The sequence below is a fragment of the Planctomycetaceae bacterium genome (genome assembly GCA_041398825.1).
GTDB lineage: Bacteria > Planctomycetota > Planctomycetia > Planctomycetales > Planctomycetaceae > F1-80-MAGs062.
The window spans coordinates 750879-774989 of sequence record JAWKTX010000001.1; the positions used below are offsets into that span (position 1 = coordinate 750879).

Genomic DNA, 24111 nt, shown 5'->3' on the forward strand with positions numbered 1-24111 from the left:
GCAAATCAGGATTTGTGGTCATGTCTACGGAACGGGGTTGATCGCTCCGCGAAAACGAATCCCGGGAGAATCGTGGCCCTGTGGAGCCGAATGATCGACGGTTCCGTAGAAAGTTCGTTCGCCCGCGCCCGTAAGATGAACCGGTAGCGTCTGCCGATGCGTCTGGTAGACGTCTGCAGAATCGAATTGTTGGGGTTCCTGACCAGTGATCGCCTGATCGGATACAGGGATCTGAAGAGGAGGCATTGTTTCCGGTGGGGACTGAAATGCTGCGTCGCTGAACGGGTTGGTCGGTTCGTCCTGGATAGCGACAGGGAACGCTGAAACCATGTCTTCCTGAGAATCACTCTGCTGCACCACCGGCGCTTCCGTAACAGAATCAGGCGGTGGCGTTTCGGAATAGACCAGTCCCATCATTGCGAGAATGACAACTGCGATTGCTGGCCGTCTGTGTTCAAGCGGCCACAGTAATGCCAGCTGGACGCGAGTGGGCACGTTCGATCCTGAAGGATGTGAGGCCGCTGCATTTGATTCAACTTCAGCCCCGGCGATGGCTGGTTTGCCTGATGCAATTCCTGAATCGGCCGATTGTTGGTCGATCATCCCTGGTCCCCCGCACCGCATCCCTGCAGTGTTGCGCGTTTTTTGCCGAAGAGGCAAGACGCAGTTGGTCGACATTCGAACGATTGACGACCGGTAAATCCAACGTGGAAGCATTCCCACCGGAATCCGCGCACGATTGTCGTCCAGCGAAATTCCAGCGCCCCTGGGTCTTGATCGGCCTGTGAATGGACGGAACTTGACGAATCTTCGGATTGGGAGATCCTGAAGTACGACCATCGCAGCCTGTTGAAAAACGGGACTGGCTCGAGCAGGAGACCTTAAAACACGGCGGTTTACGGCCGTCCTGCGTGCCTGTCCGATTTTTCAACGGACCGATTGCCGTCGACAGAAGCGAAATTGCTTCAGCCCCGGGAAACAGGGAGTCTGAAGGACTGGCTTTCCCACAGGGCTGCATTGCGATTGGCTGAGAACTACGGAGCTTATCCGCCAACCAGACTGAACGCTTTCCTCATGGCAGCGGCGGTCGCAGTACAGGCTGCGTCGTTATCCAGCTGATTCAACGCGGCATTGAATGGTTCTGAACGCACCGGGCCGTCATACCCCAATTCTTTGAGAACGCCAAGAAAGCCCTTCAGATCGATAATGCCGGTGGCGGATGGTAACTCTCTGCGGCTGTCGATCTGCTCGTCGATCTGCTCGTCGATCGCAATATCAGGTGGTGCGTCATTCAGGTCACATGCAACAATATCCCGGTTGGTCAGCGTACGCAGATCATCCAGTGTTTCGTGAGATGTAAACCAGTGCCAGCTGTCCAGGACAAAGCCCACATTTGGCTCTCCGATTTCAGTAATCAATTCTTTCGTTTCGGGCATCGTGTGGATGAAACTGTGGCGAGTCGAAGCCCACAGTGTCTTTGGTCCGACGTATTCCATCCCGAATCGCAGGCCGTTGTCTCCGAGAATCCGAACAACTTCCCGAAGTCGCCGGGCGTGCTGTCGAAAGTTGCTGACGTAAGTCATTGAGTCATGAAACGGCTTCAGCCAGGTGCCCACGCGTGTCACCCCAGCCTTCTGGAGCCCCGTCGCGATCCTGGGCAGTTGTTGCAGGCCGGTGCGAAATGTCTCTTCGTCATTGCGGAAATCAACCGGGAGCCCAGCGGCACCCCATTGGACATTTTTCTCCTTCATTGATTCCAGCAATTGCTCCCGGCCATTATCGTCGAGCCCGGAAAGAAAACCGGGGTCGGGACTGACAGATTCGAAACCATACTTATGTGCGAGTTCAATGGTTTCGAGCTGGTTCGACTTCACGCCGATGGCGCCGGGCGTGAGATCCATGGTGAACTGTCTGGAATTGGCTTCAATTCCGGGTGCTGACGATTTCCCCGAAGCATCGGTTGCCGAAGCCGCTGTCCCTGCGAACGACGACGCAGGTCTCAGCACGCTGGCGTGAGTGCTGTGGGCGATCCAGCTTAGTCCGGCAGCGGTGGTACTGGACAACAGTTTTCTTCTGGTCAAGTCTGGCATCTTCTTGAATCCCCTGACAGCGCGTTGTGTGGTACCGAATGGGAAGTCACTTATCCGCTTTCATGAGTTCACGGGGTAGGCTTCGCTCAGCCGGAATTTGGGATGGTCTTCCAGCCATTTTGTAATGCGGTCCTGTCGTGACAGTGCGACGGGAATAAAATCAACTGCCTGCTGCAGTCGTTCGTTAGGTTCGGCGCAGCTGAATCGCAGGAAGCCTCCACCCGCCTCGCCGAAACATTCACCTCCCAGACACGCGACGCCAAAATCATCGTCAGCGCCTTCCAGAAGGTAAAGTGCGAGTCCGTGGCTGGTGATACCAAGTCGATTGCAAATGGGCGCTACATTCGGAAACACGTAGAACGTGGCAGTGGGATCCAGTGCATGAAAGCCTTCGATCCTGTTCAGGGCTTCGGTCAGCAGGACCACTTTGTCCCGAAATTTTTTCATCACCTGATCGCGTTCGGCCGTGTCACGTTCGAGCGCCGCTTTGCCTGCGAGTTGCACAATCGGCGGGGTACAGGAAAGTGTGGTGTTAATCATCTTGCTGATGGCATCGGTAATTGCTGCTGAGGAGACGCAGAACCCCAGCCGCCAACCGCTCATCGAATATGATTTACTAAAGGTGTAAGCTGCCACACACTGGTCCAGCATTCCGGGCTGGGCAGCCAGTGAATGGTGCTGGCCTTTCCAGATCATGTGACAGTACGGTTCGTCACTGAAAACAGCGACGTTTCTGCCACGAATGACGTCCGCAATATCGCGCAGGTCCTGTTCGGTCGTGATTCCGCCCGTTGGATTGTGGGGACTGTTCAGGAAAATCGCGCGAGGCGAAGGGTCGTTGTTCAGAAAGTCCTCGATGTCGCTCACCTGCGGTCGGAAGGCTGTTTCCTGTTTGAGGGCCTTCAGGACGGGTCGGGCTCCACGCCTCTGGATATTCGGCAGGTAGGTTGGAAAATAAGGGCTGAAAACCAGGCACCCATCTCCCGGTCCCAGAAAAGCTTCACAGAAGAACTGTTCGAAGACTTTGGCTCCTGGCCCGACAGCAATATTCTCTGCGGCGGCAGGAATCGCGAATTCATTCCGGACGAATGTTGCTGCCGCCGTTCGAAATTCCGGCAGGCCTGGTGACGGGCAGTAGTGCGACTGGTTGTCGTGGATGGCCTGAAGCCCCGACTGGCGAGCGAATTCGGTGCTGTTGAAAGGGCTGTCACCGATTTCCAGTTCGACAACGTCCTTCCCCGCTGCTTTTAATTTTCGTGCTGCCGCCAGGACTGTGAAGGCAGTTTCAACACTCAATGATTGAGCAAACTCGCTCAGCTGCGCGCTCATGTCGACCTCTTAAAACGGGTAGGATTGGTACAGGCGAGATTCAACCGGATTGATTTGTGAAAAGCAAGTCACAGAGCGCAGCGCACAAGGACGTGCTGTGACTGCAAACCAACGTGGATAAGCTCATCACAAATGGATGGTGAGCGTTCAGCTGGTGCGTCGATACTGGTGCAATGATCAGAGCGATTCTGCGGCGTTCTTCTATTGGGAACGATTCGCGAAGGACCAGTTGTCAGGAATTCGGGCGTTCTTGCGAACCACGGCGATACCGTCCCGCATGTAGACTTCATCACAATCGCAGTTGGGCGATGGCGCTTCGCTCGCCACAATACGTGCATTTCGGCCGACGCAGACGTTCTTGTCGAGCAAAGCGCCGTCGATGTAGGCGTTATCCCCGATTCCCCAAACGGGACCATTCAGGCTTCGCGTCGCAAATGAGTCGTTTTCCGGATAGAAGTCGGCTCCCATCATGACAACGTTCTTCAGGGTGACGTTGCTTCCGAGATGTGTGCGCATTCCGAGCACGCATCGATCCACGCTGGCTCCCTCGCCGATCGTGCAGCCGTCAGCGACCAGACTTTGGCGGATCGTGCAGGATTCCATACGAGTGGATGGCAGAAATCTCGGACGCGTAAAGATTGGCGAGAGGCGGTCCGCAAAACGAAACGGAGGATTGGTGTCAGCAAGCGCGAGGTTGGCATCAAAGAACGCTTTGATCGTACCGATATCTTCCCAGTATCCATCGAAAAGGTGAGTTTGAACATGGTGATGCTTGATCGCCATTGGAAAGATATCGCGGCCAAAGTCTTCATAATCTGTGGATTCGAGCAGGTCGACCAGAAGGTCTCGGTCCCAAAGGTAGATGCCCATGCTCGCCAGGTACTCGCGGCCATTGGCCTCAATTCCCTGTTGGTTGATCCATTCTGCTGGTGTCCTGACCTTGTCCAGTGATGCTTCGTCTTTCGGCTTTTCGACGAATCCGTTCACACGTCCAGTGCTGTCCAGCTGCATGATGCCGAATCCTCGGGCGGCATCTGCGGTTACCGGAACAGTAGAAATGGTGACCCCTGCTTTGTTGTTGACATGCGTCGCAAGCATCCTGCGAAAGTCCATACGATAGAGCTGATCGCCTGACAGTATCAGAACGTAGCGATTTCCATGCTCTTTCAGGACGTGTAGTTGTTTTCGGACGGCATCCGCCGTTCCCTGGTACCAGTTGACGTCATTCAGAGTTTGCTGAGCGGCCAGAATTTCGACATAGCCATTGTGAAACAAGTCGAAATTGTATGTCTGTCGGATATGGCGGTGCAGACTGACCGAATTGAACTGTGTCAGCACGTACATCTTATTGATGCCGCTGTTGATGCAGTTGGAAATGGGTACGTCAATCAAACGATACTTACCGCCAACAGGGACCGCCGGCTTTGATCGCACTTCGGTCAGTGGCAGCAGCCGCGTGCCTTTTCCCCCGCCGAGAATCAGACAAACGACGTGACGCATTTCCATGTTGACACCTGCCTTCCTGGGTCAGTCAAAGTGGCCTGGCTGTAATCTGATCGTTCCAAATGGTTGCGATTCCTGGTATCGCAGACTACCCCGTCTTTTGTTTTCAGGCTCCGACGCACGGGCAACAATCACATTGCAAAACCTGCCGTCCGTTCGCTGTCTGTATTCGTCTGAATACCGACAGCGTGTCGTGCAGATTACCAAGCGCAGGAGTGACCTCGAACACAGCGAGGTTTACGCGACCTGGCCCGAAGTTACCAGTCAACATCTGAACAAGCGAACCAGGTCTCCCGTTGGGGAATAGTTGTTCTCATTCGTGGTCGCCGGACGAACCCTCCGGGTGAGGGCATGAATTCTTCATCAGAGAAGTTGTCCGTGATGAACCAGCAGCTACTTGTCTGTCGCGATGCCTGCCGCTGTGAATGCGGTCGCCAATTGCCTTGTCCAGATCGCATAGCCTGCAGGGCTCATGTGAAGACCGTCTTTGACGAACAAGTCCTTCTTCGGCATTCCGTCGGCATCCAGCATGGATGCCCAGACGTCAACATAGTGAAGGTGTTCAGACTTTGAGCAGATCTCCTGGATGCGATGATTTGCCTCCTGGATGGTATCCGCCATTGACCACCTTTTGAGACTTGGCTTGATACAGATGAAAAAAATGGGGGTTGGTTTGCCGGTTGACGCGTCGCTTTTTTCCGCGAACTTCAGGAAATCTGCAACGACCCGATCTGCCGTTTTGCCTTTTGCAATATCGTTGTCACCGGCGTACAGGACAATCGCTTTCGGTTGAACGGGTGCAACTATGCGATCAAAGAACTCAATCGAATCTGAAATTTCTGAGCCACCGAAACCGTGATTGCAGGCATTCAATTCAGGGAATGAGTCCTTCAGCTTCCAAAGCCGAATACTGGAACTACCCACGAAGACAATATCCCCCTTTGCAGACATTCCAGATGCAATCCGGGACTCCATTTCGGAAATGTCTTTTTCCCATCGGGATGCTGGCGCGGCCTTGTTCTGGGCCATGCATTTTCCGGATGCTCCCAGCATCGCCAATGCAAACAGCAGGGTCCACATGAGTTCGTGGGTTGACGGTCCAGGACAGGTTACCGCCCGCCTGATTGGTTTGCCTGCTGGTGCTGCGCAGGCGGCTGATTCGAAACACGACATGGATGGGGTCCTTCGTAAAAAGTTTGATTCCGAAGGATGACGAGTCTCGAGTGCGTTTTTCAAGTCGACACGGCCGGACACTGCTGTTCGGCGGAGTTTTCACAGCACCAGCGGGTAAGACCAGTTGTTCACTTCGCTTACTCGGACAGCGTCCCTTTGGAAGACGGGATGCCGGTTTGGCGAGGGTCGATCGCGACCGCCATGCGCAAGGCTCGGGCAGTCGCCTTAAAAATTCCTTCGGCAATATGGTGACTATTGGCGCCATGGTGCAGAAGCACGTGCAGATTCATCATGGTGTTCGACGCAACCGCGTTCCAGAATTCGTGCACGAGTTCAGAATCGAACGTCCCGATTTTTTGCGACGGGAATTGTGCTCCAAAATGAAACGCAAATCGACCGCTCAGGTCGACCGCAGATGTGACCAGCGTTTCTTCCATTGGCAACGTCATATGACCATAGCGAGAGATGCCCTTCTTGTCGCCGATGGCCTGGCCCAGGCAACGCCCCAGACAGATTCCAACATCTTCCACTGTGTGATGATCATCAATATGCCGGTCTCCATTGGCTGCGACGGAAAGGTCGAACAAACCGTGTCGAGCAAAAAGCGTCAGCATATGGTCGAGAAATCCAACGCCGGTCTCTACGGAACTTTGGCCTGTACCATCCAGATGAAGAGACAGCTTGATCTGAGTTTCCGATGTGTTGCGTTCGATGGAGGCGTAGCGGTTTGCTGACATGATGGAAGCACACGGAGAAAAGTGAGGAAGAAGATCGAGCACTCTGCCACAATCATGACGGCTGAAGTTCGTCGGCAAGGTGTTTGAGCACATGATTCGCTCTGGTCGACGAGTAATCATCGTGTTTGGGGTGGCAGATTCCAGCGAGTCGGAAGAATCTGCGATGTCCGTTCAATCGGCACGACTATTCTCAGTTGATACTGCCTACAATCACGCGGGCAATTGGGCAGGTGACAAGCGGTCATGTTTGGCGCTGAGGGAAAGGTATCGCAGTTCGATGAATGCCGTGTTTCAACGTGTTCTGCTGATGGCAGGACTATTCTGGTGTGTGACCGGGTGCACGAAATCTGAGCCGGTTGTTGCTCTGAAGGATGGTACCACAAGGGTGAAGTTGGCATTGAACTGGTTTCCGGAGTGTGAGCACGGCGGGTTCATCGCCGGCGATGTTCATGGACATTTTTCAGCCAGAGACTTGGATGTTGAGATTATTCCCGGCGCAGTGGGGGCACCCCAGCAGGTGATTGCCGATCTTGCTTCCGGACGAATTCTATTTGCGGTTTCTGATGCGGATAACGTCGTCAAAGCGAGATCCCGAGGAGCGAAACTGGTCGCTGTCATGGCGGCGATGCAGAATTCGCCCCGCTGTATCATGGTTCACGAGGGTGCCGGCATCGAACGGCTGGAAGATCTTGCAAATCTGGAACTCGCAATCAGCGAATCCCGTCCGTTTGCATTGTGGATGAAAAGGAAGTTGCCGTTGACAAACGTCACAATGATTCCGTTTTCCGGGTCCGTGGCGGAGTTTCTGACAAAGCCGAAGTTTGCTCAGCAGGCATATGTGTTCAGTGAACCGTTCGTCGCCCGGGAGAAGGGAGGCGATCCGAAGACTCTGATGGTGTCGGACCTCGGATTCAATCCGTACGCGAGTCTTCTTGTCACAACGGAAGAAGCAATCCAGACTCAGCCAGATCTGGTAAAGCAGGTTGTTGATGGTTGCCTTGAGGGGTGGCAAACATATCTGCAGGATGCCACACAAACAAATCAAGCCATTCATTCGATGAACGATGGGATGAGTATCGCGGCCCTGGAGTTTGGTGTATCAGCAATGCGGCCGCTCTGCCTGCCCGAGGAATCAACGAAATTAGGGGAAATGTCTCTGACGCGCTGGCAAACTCTGGTGTCGCAGATTGAGGAAGTCGGCGAGATTGAAGCGGGCTCGGTGAAGGCTGAGGACTGTTTCTCCACAAAATTCCTTCCGGAATCTGGCGAAAAATAAGGGTTCGTGGGGCAAATTGCTGCGAACGTTGCGAAAACCCCCACGGAGTGCGGTATTCTTCGGCGACGTGAATCCCGGTCGTGGCGCTCGGACATGCGTCTCAATGCTGTTGAACCCGTGCACCTTACTCTCTGTTCGGTTGAATCGTGCTGATCTCTGAGATCTTTGAATCCATCCAGGGCGAAGGACCGTGGTCCGGTACTCGCTCCCTGTTCATCCGCACGTCGGGGTGCAACCTGCGCTGCTGGTTCTGCGATACGCCGTACACATCGTGGCAGGCTGAAGGCGTCCAGTACTCACTGGAACAACTCTGCGATGTCGTTGCAGCATCTGAGTCTCCGGATGTGGTTTTGACGGGCGGCGAACCGATGCTTGTCAATGACCTGGTGCCCCTCAGTCGGCATTGTCGTGAATTGGGGAAACGAGTCACGATTGAAACGGCTGGCACGGTGGATCTTGACGTCGAATGCGATCTGATGGCGATTAGCCCGAAATTGAAAAACTCGATTCCGGTGGATGCCATCTGGGGATCACGGCACGACCGAATTCGACATCAGCCCGATGTGTTGCGCGCATTGGTTTCCAGGTATAACGCCGTGTTCAAGTTCGTGATCGATTCGCCTGAAGACTTGCAGGAAGTCCGCAGCTATCTGGATGAATTTCCTGAGATTCAGCTGAATCAGATCTGGCTGATGCCGCAGGCTCGGGATCGAGATCAGCTGGCTGAGAAATCGGAATGGTTAAAGGCCGCCGCTATAGAAAATGGTTTTCAGTACTCGTCCCGACTTCATATTGAATTGTTCGGCAATCGGCGGGGAATATAACAGTTGCAAAGGTTCGAAAAGCGCCGGGCGCAGTTTCAGCTGATGCGATGGTCTGAACTGAAGCGATGCTATTGAAGGGCTGAATGAAGGATCAAACGTGTCTGAAACGCCAACCTCTCCGATTCCTCAGGATCCAACTCAACTCGCTCAGTTCGGTTCGCTCGAGCTGATCGCCCGGCAGTTGGTGGAGGGATTGCTGATGGGCCGTCATCGCAGCCCGTATAAAGGCAGCAGTGTCGAATTCGTAGAGCATCGCGAATACTATCCGGGCGATGAAATTCGGCACATTGACTGGCGTGCTTACGGAAAAACCAACCGCTACTACGTCAAAGAATTTGAAGATGAGACAAATGTTCGCGCTCATCTGATTGTCGATTGCAGTTCCAGCATGGCATATGCCGGTTCAACGCTTTCGAAGTTCTCTTATGCAAGGATGCTGGCCGCATCGCTGGCATGGCTGCTGTTGAATCAGAGAGATGCTGTTGGCCTGGTCACCTTCGATTCTGCCATTCGATCGCAGGTGAAGCCCTCCAGTAATCGAAATGTCTTCCGGCAGATTGAGCAGCATCTTCAGCAGGAAAAAACTGAATCTGAAACCAGCATTGCTTCAGTGCTGGAAAGCCTGTTGCCGACACTTGCACGACGCAGTCTTTTGATTCTGATCAGCGACTGTTTTGATTCTGTGGATGATCTGGTCCGCGCTTTACAAAGATGTCGGCACGCCAGGCACGAAGTGATCGTGTTTCGAATTGCCGCTCCCGAGGAAGAAGAGTTTCCATTCGAACGCCCAACTCAATTCCGAAATATTGAGCAACAGAATCATCGGATCCTCGTTGATCCACTTCGCCTCAGGCGAGAATATCTGCGTCTGTATCGCGAATTCGCCGAAGAATTGTCGCGGCAATGTGGCATGCTGAACGTCGGATACAAACGCCTGTTGACGACGGACCCCCTTCAGTCAGCCCTGGGGTCGTGGCTTGCTGAACGTGATGCTCGCCGATGACCACTCTTTCTGAACTGTCGGGCTGCGTAAAAAAACACGATCGCAAATCGTTGCGATCGTGCTTCCGGACACTTTGGTCGTTGACGATGGTCTTTTAAGGAGTGGCACCGGTTGTGGAACAGTCGCTCTTCAAATCAAAGTTGAAAGTCGTTGTTGATGCTGTGACTTCAACCTGAATCTTTGAATCTTTGTTGTAGCAGTCCGGCACCAGTTCCACGTTAGGCGTTGGTGTCGCCGATTCCACTTCGCCTTCTCCGCTTCCTTCGCCTTCTCCGCCTGATTCGTCGTCTGAGTTCAACCCAAGAATTTTCCGTGTCGTGCTGAACGCCACTTTCTTCTGTCCGGGTGTCACGCCTGACATTTGCGAATCGAATTGAAGTGTGTATTTACCGCTGCTGTTAGTCTGAGCGAAGGAGAATGTTCCGTCGACCACGGATTCAAACGTGACGACAGCATTCGGCAGCGGCTCACCATCCAGAGTCACTGTGCCGGACACAGAGACGAGTTTCGCCTTACTGTAGTCCATTTGCGGGGCAGTGCTGCAGCCGGTCAGAGTGATTGTGCAGATGGCCGAAGCCAGAATCGCGCGTGCCGTCATTTGGGGGATTATTTTAGCAATCATCGTGTCCACTTTTTCAATCTGTTTTGCGGCCGGGCAACCCTGATGCTGCCCGGCGATCTCTCCCGGGGCGGATCAGAATTCTCCAACAATCTCACCGCCACGAATTGTGGCAAGTGATCGATAGAGGTTCAGGTCGATGTTTTCAGAGATGAAGCGTGCTGAACCATCTGCCAGAGTGAACTGAGCGCCGCCAACGTGATAACTTCCGAATGAAATTTCCATCAATGTGCCATGCATTGTCGGATTCAGGCGGGAGTTGATTGGGACGCATGCGGAACCCAAGCCTTCTGAATATTCTGTTCCACCCTTTCCACCCGGGTTCCATCCGCCGGTTTGTGGTGAACCAAACAACCAGAAATCCATTTGCTGACCGTCTTTGACGTACGTGTCAGAATAGGATTCGCCGATCATAAGCGTGTTGGTTGTGCCGTCGACAATATCCCGCATACGCACTTTACTGCAGCCGTAGAACATGCCGTTCAGCGGTACAATCTCAAGAGCCGTATAAGCCGATGTGTTGTAGGGAGCAACTCGAGTGCTCAGGTCATCGGAGGATGCATTTGATGCGGCAACAGCTCGATAGGCTGTTGGAACGCGACCGGGGATTCCGTTGTTGTCACGTGGACCACCGTCAGCCGTTGACGGGCAAAGAAATGCACTGATCACAGTGCCGCAGGCTTTTTCGTTCGGCGAACCATTTGCATCCCAGTTACCCGGGCCGCTTTCCTGCCAAATCAGGGTCGCGTAGAGGTTTCCCTGTTCAATTTGTGGCAGGATCATCGCTGACCAGAGAGTCTCTCGTTGATCAAACCCATAGGGAAATACTCCAAAGGTGTCGTGATAGTTGTGCATCGCCAGACCCAGTTGCTTGAGATTGTTCTTACATTGAGTTCGGCGTGCAGCTTCTCGCGCCTGCTGAACTGCGGGCAGAAGAAGCGCAATCAGAATCGCAATGATTGCGATGACGACGAGTAATTCGATCAGTGTGAATCCTGCGGTACGTTTGCGCCGGACGTCCATCGATGCCTCCTTTAGGCGATGCAAAGAAATTTTGTGGACAGAACTATTTAAAGAAAGTCGTTGGCACAGCTGCCACGGGCATTTCAACTTCGCCATGTTAAGAAATTGAGTACCGCTGATCCCTTCTTCCCCGGTTCTCAACCTCGAAAAAAACGAGGACCGTCTGCCCTGTGGGGTAGGATGCTATCATCTACTGCTGGCGGTTATTAGTTTGTGGACATAAGAAAAAATGCCATGTGTGATTATGGAGGACGAATGTTTAGTGTTGGCGCGGGGGCGGTTTCCGGGGCAATTCCTGCGGGGGATGTCATGGCATCGGCGGAATTTGCCGGAGAGCGTTCAAGTCCGGCGTTTGCATGTCCGAGAATATCAGCAGCCATCAAATCTGTATTCACGTAGAAATTCACCAATTCGTCTGAAGTCTTCTCAGAGTTATCAGTGAGACAGCTCTCATGATTATGCAGAGTGATGATTCCGGCTTCGATGATGATGACGAGTTCATGCCGTCCTTGAAGCCGTCGCCAGGCCGGTACCGTCTGCGTTTCTTTCAGCCACAGTCTGACCCTCGCGTTGCGGGAATGCAGTATATCTTCGTTCCGACCGCCATCCGAAATGGATTCTCAAGAGTTGATGCTTCGCACAAAGACGTAATGCGGCCGAGGCTGCGTTTCTCTGCGTCTGCAGCACGTGCGGGGCAATCACATGCCGGGCAATCACGTGAGGAGCATCAGTCTGACTTTTCCCAGCTGTTCTTCGGCTGAACCGGCCGTGCCACATCCAAAGGATTCGTGTCCCGATGTGGGCGTGATCAAATGAGCTGAAAACTGCCTCAATCGTACCTGCGTCGAGCGTGAAATTGATGCAACGATCTGACAGCGAATGAGTTGCAGCTTTCTTAAGAACGCACCTGACTGTTGTCCAGCTGTGATTCATTCCGCAGGCAGGGCTGTTCTTGACGTTCAGGGACGAAAATCGCTCACCAGAATGCCCTCGCAGTGATTGCCAATCATCCGTTAGCATCAATCGCATGGCTCTGGATTTTGATTTTGTGCCAGAGTCCGCAGTTCACTCATGAAGTTTCGATGGTTGCATGGAGCAACCTGTCGATTCGTGGGAATACGAGGTTCAGGGATGAAGACACCGTTTCGTTTATTGCCGACGCTTGCAGCCACCTGCGCGATGGTGATCGTGCCCGTGCATCTATCGGCTTTCGCGGCCACAGAAGATGCAGACAAAGTAAGATCGGAAACCACTGCAGCTTCGATTCAGCCCCAGTCTTCTTCCGGGACAGAATCGGACGTCGCAGATGCATCCTCGGATGCGACCAGCCAGAACTACTTGCTGCGATATAAATTCCAGACAGGTCAGAAACTGCGTTACAGCACGACCTCTGTCGCCACCGTCAATGGAAGTCGGCAGGAGCAGGTCACGTCCGATCAGACCGAGGTGCAGCAACGACGTGTGTTCACCGTTGATGAGGTTGATGATAATGGGGTCACCCACATCGCTATGCAGTATGAGCATATTCGAATGCAGTGGCAGTCCAATGGAAGCAAGCCCATCGTTTTCGATTCGACGATGAAGCCCGATGAGGTGCCTGTTATGTTTCGAATGACAGCCGATCGACTTCGCGGCAAGGCCACTCGCTTTCAGGTGATTGCGACAGGAGAAGCAAGCCCTGACGCTCATCTGGTGCTTCCGGCAAGTGCCGAAGAACCGCGTGATGACGATGCGGCGGGAACGTTCCTCATGCCTCTTCCTCAGGAACGAGTGTCAGTCGGAGATTCATGGACGGATGTGCAAAAAGTCCGGGTGCGTGTGACAGACAAGATTACTCGCGAGATCGAAATTCTGCGTTCCTTTCGGCTGGAGAGCGTGAAGGACGGTGTTGCGCAAATCAAGTTTGCATCGTCTGTCCTCTCACCAGCCAATAGCCCATCCATCAGAACTCAGCTGATTCAGGCGACGCCTCAGGGGACACTGCAATTTGATATTGAAGAAGGGATCATGGTCGGCAAGCAGTGGAAGTTCGATCAAACGGTCATCAATGGAGCCGGGCAGAATTCTGTTGTGAGTTCCTTTGGAACTTACACGGAAAGTCTGATCCGCGACGACGAATAGACAGGTTTGGTCTCCCGACAAAAAAATGCCCCGCTCTTCGTGCGAAGGCGGGGCGTGGGGCACACTCGGGTTCAGGACCACCGGCTATTCGATGATGGTTGCCTTTTTGACATAGTCAAGATTTGGAAAGCTACCCTTCAGGTATTCGTTGCCGCTGGACTGGATTCGTCCCTGGTCGGGCTTTTCGCCATAGCCTGAATAGATCGCATCGACATTTTCCATTCCTTCAATGACTTTGCCGAACGGGGCAAATCCATCGCTGTCCAGGAATGTATTTGCCTTGAAGTTGATGAACACCTGAGTCGTTCGGCTGTTAGGCAACGCGGTTTTTGCGAACGTGATAAAGCCCCGTTCGTTACTCTGCTTCACTGGATCATCCTTCAGGTTACGGTCCCACTGGCCGTTGATCGCGGGATCTCCATTCAGTCCGAACTGAACCATGAAGTCGGGCACAACACGGAAGAATCGGCATTCATCATAGAAGCCACTCTTAACCAGGTCGTAAAACCGTTGCGCGCCGATCGGTGCCCATTCCCGGTTGACCTCAATTACAAAATCGCCCGCCGTGCTTTCGAATTTCACCTTAAAGGTGCCTTCCTGGGGGACGTTGGTACCTTCGTCCGTAGCCGTTGATGCGGTTGCTGCGGCTCCCATCGGTGGAGGTGAGTTCGTGTTATCGCCCAGCGACTCCAGGGCATCAAGTGACTGCATTACGGGGGGAGCCGTTTCATTTCGGTTTGCACCGGAGCAACCGACTGCCAGGAAGGATGCTACCAGCAATGTCGGCAGGAGATCGCGTCGTGAAATTCGAGGCATGGTCATTAGAATGATCCGGGAGCAGAGTGAGCGTTTGGAATGAAATGTCGAAGGCTGCGACCACGAATGTGGTCTTTGCAGGAGCGGAGTATTTCTGAGTCAGCCGTCGCATTCAAGTGTGGGTTGACCTTCGGATGAGATCCGCTTCAATGTTGGCTGATCTCGATCGAAGCTATTGATTCAAAGGACGGGAAAATGGGGCAGAAGAGAGTCTTATTGCTGGCAGGTGATTTTGTTGAGGACTACGAAATCATGGTGCCATTTCAGACGTTGCTGACAGCAGGTTTGACCGTCCACTGTGTCTGCCCCGGCAAAAAAGCGGGTGAGCAGATCCGGACGGCGATTCATGACTTCGAAGGTGACCAAACCTACAGCGAGAAGCCCGGCCACAACTTCACTCTGAATGCAGATTTCGAAACCATTGACCTGTCAGATTACGACGGCCTGTTGATTCCCGGTGGTCGAGCTCCCGAATATCTGCGACTGAACCCGCGGGTGCTGGAGATTGTGCGGACGTTCAATGATGCCAAGAAACCAATCGCGGCCATTTGCCACGGCCTGCAGATCTTAACAGCCGCTGGCATCATCAAAGGCAGACGCTGCACCGCTTATCCTGCCTGTGGCCCGGAGATTACTTTGGGTGGTGGCGAGTACATGCAAATTGACATCGACGGCGCGTTTGTGGATGGCAATCTCGTCTCTGCTCCTGCATGGCCAGCACATCCTGCGTTTTGCCGCGAATTTCTGAAGCTGCTGAGCGTGCCGTTTGGCTGATGTTCCGATGTGGCCCCAGTCACCGCGATTCAGTCACCGCGATTCATTCACCGGGGATCAGTCACCGAGAATGAATTCGCTGGAGTCCTCGAGATCGGCCACGGATTCATTCACATCAAGAATCTGGCCAATGATCTGTTGTGGCGAGAGATCGTCACCAAAAGCCCGCGGATCCGTGCGTTTGATGATGTCATTGATACCGGACTGGTTGAATCCGCGATATCCATCGTTACGTTCCAGAATCTCCAGGTGAGAGCCGATTGCGCCTTCTGCAAGAAAACGCTGCGCCTGTTCGTCAGTGATCCAATTGTTTTCCAGCGCTCGGGTAATCTTGTATGGAGCAACGGCCCAGCGTTCGCCTTCCGTAAAGCATTGTTGCAGGTATGGTGTTTCCGTAAACGGGGGCATGCACCGCACTTTCTGCTTCAGCAGCTGTGCGCGGGCGAGATCAAAATCGAACTGACACTCAAGATGGTGCATGCCTGCCTGAAACACAGCTTCTCCATGCAGCGCACACCAGAGCCCAATTGTTCCGGGGGTATCGGTTTCATCCAGCGGCTGGTGGGCGAAATCATTCGAAAGTTCCGAAGCGGACAGGTCGACATCAGCAAAGATGACGATTCCGCAGGGACCGTGTTCCAGCACCTGAGCACCCCAGCCAGCCTCCGCGCCGGCGTAGAACCTCTCTCGACACTGGAATCCGAACTGTTCGAACACCGCGATCAGCCGGTGGAAAGATGTGCGACTGCTGCGATAAGTATGGTGATCGTGGTTGCCCCAACCCAGTCCCAGTGATTGTTGCCGCATGTACTGGACCTGAGCAGCTCGGTTACGCGATTGCCAGTAAGATCTTTCGGCACGGAAGAAAGCATCACAGGCCAGTTCCTGCCCGACGTCCAGGATGGCCTGATCGACAAGTCGTGTGAGTGCATCAAAGCCATGTTCCTCGGAAGGGAATGTCCGTTCACGATTGACGAATTCGTCGAAAACTGAAAGCGTTTTCACTCGTGTCTCAGCAGGAATCGTTATGGAGCTGGCTGTCGGAGAGATACCGTGGCGTTCAACAACACCGAGACCGGCCGGAGCGTCCAGTTCAATGGTTGCCGAGCGAACGGGATCCAGCGGGCCTCCGTGTAGTCTGAAGGGAAAACGCCATCGATTGGCTGCCACGAAATCAGTGACCGAATCAACTTTCAGATAAACGTTGTCTCGATGACCATACTGAACCGGCGGCAGCAGGGCTCCGGAATGGGTGTACCAGTCGTTGCCAACTTCTCGGTAACCTGATTCCTCAATGCCACTCAACGACTGCAGCTCCAGGTGGTCAATCCAGTCAATGAGTCGGCCGGAAACTCGGGAATTCAGCAGTCTGGAGAAATCGTTGAGCAGAGGGTTGTTGTGACAAAGTCGAGTCAACTGCAGGCCAATCCATTCGGCGGCCTCTGGCTCCGGCTTCCACTGGTGATTGCTCAGCGATTGATGTGTGCTCAGCGCTTGATTCTCTGGGCAACCATCGGGTGGACACATTCGCGAAACTCCAGCAGTTGACGCAGGGAAGAATTGGGGGGCCGTAACGATCTGTTTAGTGGGATTTGATCGAAATCCCCGGACCGTTACAACCAGATTCTTCAACAGATTCGATTTGTCATGGTACCCGGCCGGTACGTTCCGTCGTTTTCCACGACTGTCACCGGCCGTTTTCGTTGTAACCGGAACGACTGCTTTGCGCTGGATGGGCAGAACGTTGCGAATAATCAGAACCAGTCCCACAATCCGCGGCCGTCTGACCCGGAGGCTCTGTATCCAGCCGGAACGGCTTGGTTCCGACGCGGGAATCATCCGAAACTGATGATGTTGCGCTTTGCAGTCACGCAGATGTCACGGATGCTCTAACCACGGGAGACGCAGGATGCGACTCGCTCGATTCTTGCCGGCCTTCACAGCCGCTTTCATTTCTCTGCAGCCATTTGCGGCGGCTCAATCCCCCCCTCTGGCTCCTGTCCCTGACTCCTCAGGGATGCCGGTGATCAGTTCCCCGGAACTTCTTGAGGGATCTCCGGAGTTCAATGGGTTCTCCATCTATCGAGCTCATCCCGATTTGGGTGCTCCTGGTTCCGCGGCACATGGATTCAGTCATTTCATGATGCCTCTTGATAAATATGGAACCTGGTACCGCCCCAGAGCTGCCACCCTGACACAATGTCAACGCTGTGCCCCGGACGATTTCCGGCCCCGCGGCCTCGGGCATCTGTTCGCTCGCCCGTGCGATGGATATCGCATGGATTATTCTCCTTACACATTAAACACGGGACGAAGCCAGTATGGTCCTTCGTACCTCGCTCGACAGCCGGATCCCCGATGCGTCGACTGTGACGAAACGCGGCACCACTAGCCTAGCCTAGCTGTCCGTTGAACAACCAGGACAGGCACACAGCAGGACAGGCACACAGCAGGACTGGAAACCATCGTGTTTAATGGTCTCCTGCTCGAGCCAGTCCCGTTTTTCAACAGGCTTCCAGTCCAGGGGCGACGGTTTCCAACGCGCCAGTTGGTCACGGAACAACGTACCATCAAAGTGATGGATTGAACCGGCTATCGCTGACATCACCGGAGTGCATGTGGACGCTTGCCCCGTCAGACTCGAGTTGCCGCCCATTCGGCCAGTTGTTCGCGGTTGATTTTAACGTTGTGACGCGTGTCAACGGGCAAGGCTCGGTGAAGCAGAAATGTCTGAATACACCTCGTGAGCGGGTGCGCGGCGGCAAGTTGCTTGAGTTCGTCAAGCAACGCCGCCACACGAGCTGGCGTCGCCGGGTAGTGTCCTGCTTCGGGTTCCGCAACGATGACCGGAAGTTGAGTCCCCTTCGGTCCAATTCCGACCAGCGCACATCGATAGATGTGGGGGTGGTTGCTGACGATCGCTTCGCAGCAAACTGAATACATGGGGCCATCCTGCGCAAAGACGATGTGTGCTTTGCGGCCGCAAAACCAGAGCCGGGACTGGTCATCAAAATAACCCACGTCGCCCATCCGATGCCAGAATGAATCTCCGTCTTTGATTTTCGCCATGGCCGTGGCATCAGGCCGTCTGAAGTATTCGCGAGTTGCCACGGGACCCTTCACGATAATCTCGCCAATCTGGCCTGTCGGAAGTGGTACCGCTTCGGAGATCTCCGAAATCGGTTCGAAACTCGCCTGAATAATCCGGGCTTCCATTCCGGAAAAAATGGTGCCAACACATGTGCCGTGACCATCAGCCGTCAGTGCAGCTGTTTCATTCAGGACTTGTCGACCACCAATGACGGCAACCGGGAGACATTCAGTTGCTCCATAGGGCGTAAAGATATCTGCGTTGTCGCGAAGCGAACGAACCATTCTGCGGACGACGTGATTCGGAACTGGCGCGCCGGCGGAAAGAGTTCGATTGATGGTAGGCAGCGTAATGTTCTGATCTTCGCAGTAGCGGGCAAAACGATTCCACAATGCCGGTGAACCAAAGGCCTGAGTGACATTCTGATTGTGGATCGCCTCCAGCAGTTTGACGGGGTCGACATTCGCGGGCCGTGTCGGATCCATGTCCGGGATGACGGTCGTCGCCTGCATTGCGATGTTGAATAACGCAAACAGTGGAAATCCGGGCAGATCGGTTTCACCGGGCTGGACGTCAAAGCGATCTCGAATCAAATCGACCTGCGCGTTGAACATCCCATGTTCATAACAGACACCTTTCGGCGGGCCAGTGCTTCCGCTGGTGAAAATGATGGCGGCATGATCGGTTGCTTGTGTCTGTGGTAATTGTGCCTGAGAGTTGCGTCCGCCATCGATCAGCTGCTGGTAGGTCGACGCCTTTAAAATTGTCTTGCGCAACAGGTGATTGACTCGCCCGACCACGACATTGAACCGGGCATCTGCGAATCGTTTTCCCATACTGCGACGAATCGCATGGACCACGGGAATCGCGATGAATCCATCGGGCTGAACTTCATCCAGACATTTGAAAATGCTGGACCGACCCATCCCGGGGTCAATCAAAGTGCAGACAGCGCCGGATCGAAATATTCCGAATGTGAGTGCGATGAATTCGAGCGATGGACGCACCATCAGGATCAGACGGTGACCTGGTCGCACGCCCATTTCGATCAACCCGCGGGCGATCTGGTCTGCTTCCTGATCCAGTTGTTGAAAGGTCAGATGCGTATAGGCCACTCGCCCCTGATAATCCCTGCCCTCCGGGAAAACCACCGCACGCTGCTGAGGCGCCCTTTCTGCGGATTGTCGAAGCCGGTCAGCGATGTTCAGCTGCTTCGACATGATCGGCCTGCTGTTGAGCGTTCAGAATGGACGGATTCACGCAAGACAGTGCAATACCTCGGCATTCAGCGTGAATTCCTCGTCCCCAAAGAATGGTGTTGTGGATGTTTTACTTAGCTCTGGCCCTGCCACGGGAGTTCGGCTGCCGCAGAAGGAAGTCGCACAAGCTCGACACCGCTGACCTCCGGATGTTTGAGCACCTGCGCGATGGCATCGGCGGACGGTTCGCTGTCCAGGTTCAGCACAGCAACAGAATCTCCACCCGGCTGAGCATGTTTTCTGCCCAGAGCCATGTGCGCAATGTTGACTTTGTGTTCGCCGAAGATCGTACCGATATACCCGATCAGGCCCGGGACGTCCCGATGGCGATAGATCAGCAGAAGTCCGTCGAGATAGGCCTCGAAGTGGAATTCGCCGAGTCGCACCAGACGCAGGAACTGATTACCGAAGATTGTGCCTGACGCTTCGAACCGACCATGATCGGTGGTCAGCACGATCGAGATCATTGACGAAAAGTTTTCGCAGTCACCGCTGGAGGATTCTGTAATCGGAATTCCGCGCGATTGAGCGATTGCCGTGGCATTGATGATATTCACAGACTGGTCGAGCGACCCTTCAAGCAGGCCGACTGTGAACGAAGATGTCATCAGTCGTGTTTTGCGATTGGCTGCATCACCTCGGAAAATGATTTCAGCAGATTTCAGCCCCTGCCCTTTGATCATCTGAGATCCAAGCAAACCCAGTCGATGGCTGAGGTCCAGGTAGTGCTTCAGGTCCTGCATCTCGGTCGCGGAAACCGGTGCCATATTAACGGCACAGCGGATTTCGTTTCGCAGCAGATAGCCGCAGACCATTTCGGCAGCCTCGATGGCAACCAGTTGTTGTGCTTCTTCGGTGGACGCACCCAGGTGCGGCGTGGCCAGAACCTGTGGCAGATCAACCAATCGTCGGTCTGTTGGAGGTTCTTCCACAAAAACATCAATCGCCGCGCCACCAACGTGGCCGGATTCGATCGCATCTGCGAGGTCATTCTCGTCGATAATGCCTCCACGAGCACAATTGATCAGCTGAACTCCCGGCTTCATTTTCTTCAGGCGTTCGGCATTGATCATGCCGCGGGTTTCGTTTGTCAGCGGCGTATGCACGGTGAGATAATCGCATCGAGTGATGATTTCATCGACGTCGCGGAACAGATCAATGCCCAATTCCTTGGCTTTGTCTTCGGACAAAAACGGGTCGTAACCCAGCACATTCATTTCAAAGGCAACGGCCCGCTGTGCAACGCTGAGCCCGATTCGTCCCAGACCAATGACGGCCAGCGTTTTTCCGGCCAGTTGTCGCCCCTGAAAGGATTTTCGATCCCATTTCCCGGCCTTCATACTCGCGTGGGCCGGGCCGATGTTGCGCGAAAGCGCCAGCATCATGGCGAAGGTGTGTTCGGCCGTACTGATGGTGTTACCAGCAGGTGTGTTCATCACCAGAATTCCGGCCCTTGTGGCGGCATCCAGGTTGATGTTGTCGACGCCCACGCCTGCTCGAGCGATTGCCTTCAGCCGTTTCTGTCCGTCCAGAATCTCCGGAGTCAGCGTGGTTCCGCTTCGGATAATGATCGCATCGCACGACTGAAGTTCTTCGCGAACCTGTTCGGGCGTCAAGCCACTCCTGACAACGGGTTCGATCCCTTCGGTTTCTTCCAGAATCTTCAGACCAGCTTTGGACAGACTGTCGGTAATGAGAACTCGGTACACGTGCAAATCTCTGAATCTTGGTTGAGTGATTGGATCGTGTTGGGCGGGTTGCAGCTCCTTTTCATCCAGCTGCGCATCCGCGGGGCACGTGTTCTAAGCGTAACGAGCCTAAATCACAAGAAGACGAACGTTTTCAGGGGAAACTTGTGACTGCCCGGAAACCATTCCTGGTTTTGAACGCAGGGATCCCGGGAGAAGACGCCGGGACGCCATGACGGCCGCCGGTTGTTGCTACTTGCGGTCAAGAATCAGCAAACCGACGATGGTCAGGCCAATTCCGGCCAGCGTGACGGAAGTCAGCGGTTCCGCAAAAAATACAAATGCCCCCACTGCACACATGGCATTCTGGGAGGCATTTACCACATTGGCGCGGCTGATGGTGAGGAATCGAAGAGCGTGTGTGATGGCGAAGAATCCTACCGCGTTGAACGTTCCAGCCGCAATCATTGTCCACCAGTCCTGACCGCTGATCGCTCTAAGCCCGGAAATCCCCAGATTTGCCGCGCTGATGGGACAAAGAGTCAACAACCCCGTCACGCTGAATGCCAAAAGAGTGACCTCAATCGGGAGTTTTGACTGCACCACGCGCCGAATCACGACACCACACAGTCCGTAGGAGACGCCGGATACCAGCGCGATGGCAATTCCAAAGGATGCGGAACTCTTCGATGGGTCAACGCTTCCACCGCCGGTATGAGCCGCGGCAGAAAGAAATCCGATTGAAGCGACCATCAGTCCCATACTGATTGCTGTGCGCACAGAGACGGCATCGCCAACAACGATGCGGCCGACGATCGCTCCACTGACGATGATTGAAGAAAACACGATCGGAACTGTGATCGCCAAACCAATTTCACGCAGTGCCAGCTGGAAGCCAAGGTTACCGCCAAACTGCATCAGCAACGCCGCCCCGATCAATGGTCGAAAGGCAGACCATGCCGGGAAAGTTGTTCTGCCCTTCGAAATATTCATCGCCAGCAGGACAGCCGCAGCAAGAAAAGTCGGCAGTGCCTTCATTCCGGATATCCAGACATCCCAGAAGAAACCGCCCTGCCCTTTCGCCAGTTGACGCAAGGCCAGATTCGCTACGGAATATCCGACGGCTGCCAGCAATCCCAGTGCGACACCTTTGGCGGCGTCAGAATCCGCAGTCTTCAGCGGCGGTACGGGAGGCTGGGTCGATTCCGGACGACGAACGGCGGCGGTACTCATAGGTCTCGATGTTCGGTCAGACGGTTCTGAACGCCCGGGTGGAACGGAATGAGTGGATGTCTCGATCAGTGAACAGACCGAATGATAGTCCACTGACACGGCGCGACCAGAAGACGTACCGGCCTTTTAGCGTGGGTTTTCCGGTTTCCTGATAAGAGTTTTCAGGAATTCTTCATTTTTGATGCATCGGACGAGTGCCTTATTGCAGGCTCTGAATGCCCCGAGGCTTTTGTTGTCGGATGTAAAAATAGATCATGGTGGTGCTGCTATCGGCGTTACCAGGGACATGCCTGACAGGTGCCGATACCCTTTTCGTCTTTCAGCAGGCCGCTGCAAAAAACGACACGAAAGTAAACCCGAAACATGAACGAGTAAACTCAGGCGTGAACCGCGAAGCGAGCGAGAGACAGCCTCAGTCCGGGAACCGGCAGCACCGCCGTGAGACCGGCCCAGCGGGAAACCCGATGCGTCAGCAAGGGACCGGAGAGCGAGCACGCAAAGTCGCCAAGGCGCGAAGACGCGAAGACGAAACGCCAGAAGAACAGTCCGTAGGCTCGAGGCATCCGTCTGGACCCCTCAAGTTCCCCCAGAATTGTTGTCCGCCTTTTGGCAGCATTGGCGTCTTTTGGTGAGACATCACCCCGCACATGCCAAAAAGAAAACCCGAAGCGTGAGCGAGGGATGAACTGCCCTGACCATCTGTCGCGGTCGTGCCAGTGCATATGTTCGTTCCATTCCAGAGCTATGCTCGCTGCTCGTTTAACCGACCGAAAGGGGAGGCTGCTTCACGCGAGGTGTCTGTCCCTAATTGCCGAACCGGCCCGAAGGGTGGCCTCAGCACAAGCGGCCTCACACATTTCTTCACGACGGTAGTTCTTCACGACCTGCGCCGTTCGAAGATCGCTGCCTGATTCCAACAGGTGCTCCAAGACAGTGCCACAAGGAAACCCAAAGCGTGAGCAGGATCAACCACTCGCGTAACCATCCGTCCCTCGGGTCACAGTCGAGCCAGTGCAGATGACTGAACCAATCAAGAACGGTCATTCTATTCCAGAACAGTGCCTGCCGCTGTTTAACCCGACCCAAAGGAGGCCTGATCAGACGCATTCTCACCGCCGTTCTTCCGACGATCTACATCAAAAGATGAACGTCTTTATGATCGCACTCTGCAGCGGGTCCAGCGACGGATCAGCATCGACGCGTTGACTTCGATGGTTTCCTTCGGGCGGCTGGATAGCTATCAGAGCATCGACTCCCAACCAGTGCGGAAACCAGCGTGCGTCTCTCGCTCAGGTGAATCGCGCTGACGCATGTTCCATGGCTGCAGCGACATCCACCCCACCCCTTTTTGTACGAACTTCAGCATTCAAGGGCGATACATTGACACCTGTAAGCCATGCGGGTATTGTGATACCCGTCGATTAGACGTCAATCGCACAATATCTGCCCACGCGTGATATTGAATATTACCGCCTATTCGCGCGTTTTTTCCCTTCCAATATCAGGATATCACGCTTATGAAGATAATGAAGAGTTACTTGTCAATTGGGTT

At 54.1% G+C, this 24111-nt stretch carries 20 protein-coding genes; 6 read left to right on the forward strand and 14 right to left on the reverse strand.

The window, feature by feature from the left end; all coding sequences use genetic code 11:
* Positions 1–24 precede the first annotated feature (24 nt).
* The 6 genes from R3C20_02645 to hisB form a co-directional block, all read right to left on the reverse strand.
* Entirely contained in the window at positions 25–603 is a 579-nt protein-coding gene (locus R3C20_02645; protein MEZ6039376.1) for a hypothetical protein, read from the reverse strand.
* A 440-nt stretch (positions 604–1043) separates the two neighbouring features.
* Positions 1044–2090, reverse strand: a complete 1047-nt coding sequence (locus R3C20_02650; GenBank protein MEZ6039377.1) for a sugar phosphate isomerase/epimerase family protein — start codon at positions 2088–2090, stop codon at positions 1044–1046.
* Between the two features lie 60 nt (positions 2091–2150).
* Positions 2151–3419 (reverse strand): pyridoxal phosphate-dependent aminotransferase, encoded by a 1269-nt coding sequence (locus tag R3C20_02655; protein MEZ6039378.1) that lies wholly within the window; start codon positions 3417–3419, stop codon positions 2151–2153.
* Between the two features lie 201 nt (positions 3420–3620).
* Entirely contained in the window at positions 3621–4925 is a 1305-nt protein-coding gene (locus R3C20_02660) for a glucose-1-phosphate adenylyltransferase (protein MEZ6039379.1), read from the reverse strand.
* Positions 4926–5315: 390 nt separating this feature from the next.
* Positions 5316–6002, reverse strand: a complete 687-nt coding sequence (locus R3C20_02665; protein MEZ6039380.1) for a GDSL-type esterase/lipase family protein — start codon at positions 6000–6002, stop codon at positions 5316–5318.
* Between the two features lie 230 nt (positions 6003–6232).
* The gene (gene hisB, locus R3C20_02670) at positions 6233–6832 is read right to left on the reverse strand and encodes an imidazoleglycerol-phosphate dehydratase HisB (protein ID MEZ6039381.1); all 600 of its coding nucleotides are present in this window, start codon (positions 6830–6832) and stop codon (positions 6233–6235) included.
* A gap of 277 nt (positions 6833–7109) precedes the next feature.
* Here hisB and R3C20_02675 point away from each other — a divergent pair, with 277 nt between their 5' ends.
* The 3 genes from R3C20_02675 to R3C20_02685 all read left to right on the forward strand — a co-directional run bounded on the left by R3C20_02675 (position 7110) and on the right by R3C20_02685 (position 9935).
* Positions 7110–8108 carry an ABC transporter substrate-binding protein gene (locus R3C20_02675; protein MEZ6039382.1) on the forward strand — a complete coding sequence of 333 codons (999 nt, stop codon included), beginning with the start codon at positions 7110–7112 and terminating at the stop codon, positions 8106–8108.
* A gap of 146 nt (positions 8109–8254) precedes the next feature.
* Complete coding sequence (locus R3C20_02680) at positions 8255–8932, forward strand: 7-carboxy-7-deazaguanine synthase QueE (GenBank protein ID MEZ6039383.1); 678 nt, start codon at positions 8255–8257, stop codon at positions 8930–8932.
* 97 nt (positions 8933–9029) lie between these two features.
* A complete protein-coding gene (locus tag R3C20_02685; protein MEZ6039384.1) occupies positions 9030–9935 on the forward strand; it encodes a DUF58 domain-containing protein in 906 nt (301 codons plus the stop codon).
* A 94-nt stretch (positions 9936–10029) separates the two neighbouring features.
* Here the strand turns inward: R3C20_02685 and R3C20_02690 are convergent, their stop codons facing one another.
* From R3C20_02690 to R3C20_02700, 3 genes are all read right to left on the reverse strand, one after another.
* A complete protein-coding gene (locus tag R3C20_02690) occupies positions 10030–10557 on the reverse strand; it encodes a carboxypeptidase-like regulatory domain-containing protein (GenBank protein MEZ6039385.1) in 528 nt (175 codons plus the stop codon).
* Between the two features lie 72 nt (positions 10558–10629).
* Positions 10630–11577 (reverse strand): DUF1559 domain-containing protein, encoded by a 948-nt coding sequence (locus R3C20_02695; protein ID MEZ6039386.1) that lies wholly within the window; start codon positions 11575–11577, stop codon positions 10630–10632.
* Positions 11578–11819: 242 nt separating this feature from the next.
* Positions 11820–11957, reverse strand: a complete 138-nt coding sequence (locus tag R3C20_02700; protein ID MEZ6039387.1) for a hypothetical protein — start codon at positions 11955–11957, stop codon at positions 11820–11822.
* Between the two features lie 751 nt (positions 11958–12708).
* Between R3C20_02700 and R3C20_02705 the strand changes: the two genes are divergently transcribed.
* Positions 12709–13698: a hypothetical protein gene (locus R3C20_02705; GenBank protein ID MEZ6039388.1), complete on the forward strand. Its 990-nt coding sequence runs from the start codon at positions 12709–12711 to the stop codon at positions 13696–13698.
* Between the two features lie 84 nt (positions 13699–13782).
* Here R3C20_02705 and R3C20_02710 read toward each other — a convergent pair whose 3' ends face one another.
* On the reverse strand, positions 13783–14520 hold the full coding sequence (locus R3C20_02710; protein ID MEZ6039389.1) for a peptidylprolyl isomerase: 738 nt from the start codon (positions 14518–14520) through the stop codon (positions 13783–13785).
* 189 nt (positions 14521–14709) lie between these two features.
* Here R3C20_02710 and R3C20_02715 point away from each other — a divergent pair, with 189 nt between their 5' ends.
* Positions 14710–15288, forward strand: a complete 579-nt coding sequence (locus R3C20_02715) for a DJ-1/PfpI family protein (GenBank protein MEZ6039390.1) — start codon at positions 14710–14712, stop codon at positions 15286–15288.
* A 57-nt stretch (positions 15289–15345) separates the two neighbouring features.
* Here the strand turns inward: R3C20_02715 and R3C20_02720 are convergent, their stop codons facing one another.
* Complete coding sequence (locus R3C20_02720; protein ID MEZ6039391.1) at positions 15346–16815, reverse strand: hypothetical protein; 1470 nt, start codon at positions 16813–16815, stop codon at positions 15346–15348.
* Positions 16816–17197: 382 nt separating this feature from the next.
* Between R3C20_02720 and R3C20_02725 the strand changes: the two genes are divergently transcribed.
* A complete protein-coding gene (locus tag R3C20_02725) occupies positions 17198–17680 on the forward strand; it encodes a hypothetical protein (GenBank protein ID MEZ6039392.1) in 483 nt (160 codons plus the stop codon).
* 242 nt (positions 17681–17922) lie between these two features.
* On the opposite strand, the gene R3C20_02730 is transcribed toward R3C20_02725, so the two are convergent.
* The 3 genes from R3C20_02730 to R3C20_02740 form a co-directional block, all read right to left on the reverse strand.
* A complete protein-coding gene (locus tag R3C20_02730; GenBank protein ID MEZ6039393.1) occupies positions 17923–19599 on the reverse strand; it encodes a fatty acid CoA ligase family protein in 1677 nt (558 codons plus the stop codon).
* Between the two features lie 113 nt (positions 19600–19712).
* On the reverse strand, positions 19713–21347 hold the full coding sequence (serA, locus tag R3C20_02735) for a phosphoglycerate dehydrogenase (protein ID MEZ6039394.1): 1635 nt from the start codon (positions 21345–21347) through the stop codon (positions 19713–19715).
* 231 nt (positions 21348–21578) lie between these two features.
* A complete protein-coding gene (locus tag R3C20_02740) occupies positions 21579–22559 on the reverse strand; it encodes a DMT family transporter (GenBank protein MEZ6039395.1) in 981 nt (326 codons plus the stop codon).
* Positions 22560–24111 lie beyond the last annotated feature (1552 nt).

What these genes read in the sequence shown, in the direction of transcription:
- hisB (MEZ6039381.1), bottom strand. Translation starts at nt 6,832, where the DNA reads ATGTCAGCAAACCGCTACGCCTCCATCGAACGCAACACATCGGAAACT.
- R3C20_02660 (MEZ6039379.1), bottom strand. Translation starts at nt 4,925, where the DNA reads ATGGAAATGCGTCACGTCGTTTGTCTGATTCTCGGCGGGGGAAAAGGC.
- R3C20_02650 (MEZ6039377.1), bottom strand. Translation starts at nt 2,090, where the DNA reads ATGCCAGACTTGACCAGAAGAAAACTGTTGTCCAGTACCACCGCTGCC.
- R3C20_02740 (MEZ6039395.1), bottom strand. Translation starts at nt 22,559, where the DNA reads ATGAGTACCGCCGCCGTTCGTCGTCCGGAATCGACCCAGCCTCCCGTA.
- R3C20_02695 (MEZ6039386.1), bottom strand. Translation starts at nt 11,577, where the DNA reads ATGGACGTCCGGCGCAAACGTACCGCAGGATTCACACTGATCGAATTA.
- R3C20_02730 (MEZ6039393.1), bottom strand. Translation starts at nt 19,599, where the DNA reads ATGTCGAAGCAGCTGAACATCGCTGACCGGCTTCGACAATCCGCAGAA.
- R3C20_02690 (MEZ6039385.1), bottom strand. Translation starts at nt 10,557, where the DNA reads ATGATTGCTAAAATAATCCCCCAAATGACGGCACGCGCGATTCTGGCT.
- R3C20_02675 (MEZ6039382.1), top strand. Translation starts at nt 7,110, where the DNA reads ATGAATGCCGTGTTTCAACGTGTTCTGCTGATGGCAGGACTATTCTGG.
- R3C20_02665 (MEZ6039380.1), bottom strand. Translation starts at nt 6,002, where the DNA reads ATGTGGACCCTGCTGTTTGCATTGGCGATGCTGGGAGCATCCGGAAAA.
- R3C20_02700 (MEZ6039387.1), bottom strand. Translation starts at nt 11,957, where the DNA reads ATGGCTGCTGATATTCTCGGACATGCAAACGCCGGACTTGAACGCTCT.
- R3C20_02645 (MEZ6039376.1), bottom strand. Translation starts at nt 603, where the DNA reads ATGATCGACCAACAATCGGCCGATTCAGGAATTGCATCAGGCAAACCA.
- R3C20_02725 (MEZ6039392.1), top strand. Translation starts at nt 17,198, where the DNA reads ATGCGACTCGCTCGATTCTTGCCGGCCTTCACAGCCGCTTTCATTTCT.
- R3C20_02655 (MEZ6039378.1), bottom strand. Translation starts at nt 3,419, where the DNA reads ATGAGCGCGCAGCTGAGCGAGTTTGCTCAATCATTGAGTGTTGAAACT.
- R3C20_02705 (MEZ6039388.1), top strand. Translation starts at nt 12,709, where the DNA reads ATGAAGACACCGTTTCGTTTATTGCCGACGCTTGCAGCCACCTGCGCG.
- R3C20_02710 (MEZ6039389.1), bottom strand. Translation starts at nt 14,520, where the DNA reads ATGACCATGCCTCGAATTTCACGACGCGATCTCCTGCCGACATTGCTG.
- R3C20_02720 (MEZ6039391.1), bottom strand. Translation starts at nt 16,815, where the DNA reads ATGTGTCCACCCGATGGTTGCCCAGAGAATCAAGCGCTGAGCACACAT.
- R3C20_02715 (MEZ6039390.1), top strand. Translation starts at nt 14,710, where the DNA reads ATGGGGCAGAAGAGAGTCTTATTGCTGGCAGGTGATTTTGTTGAGGAC.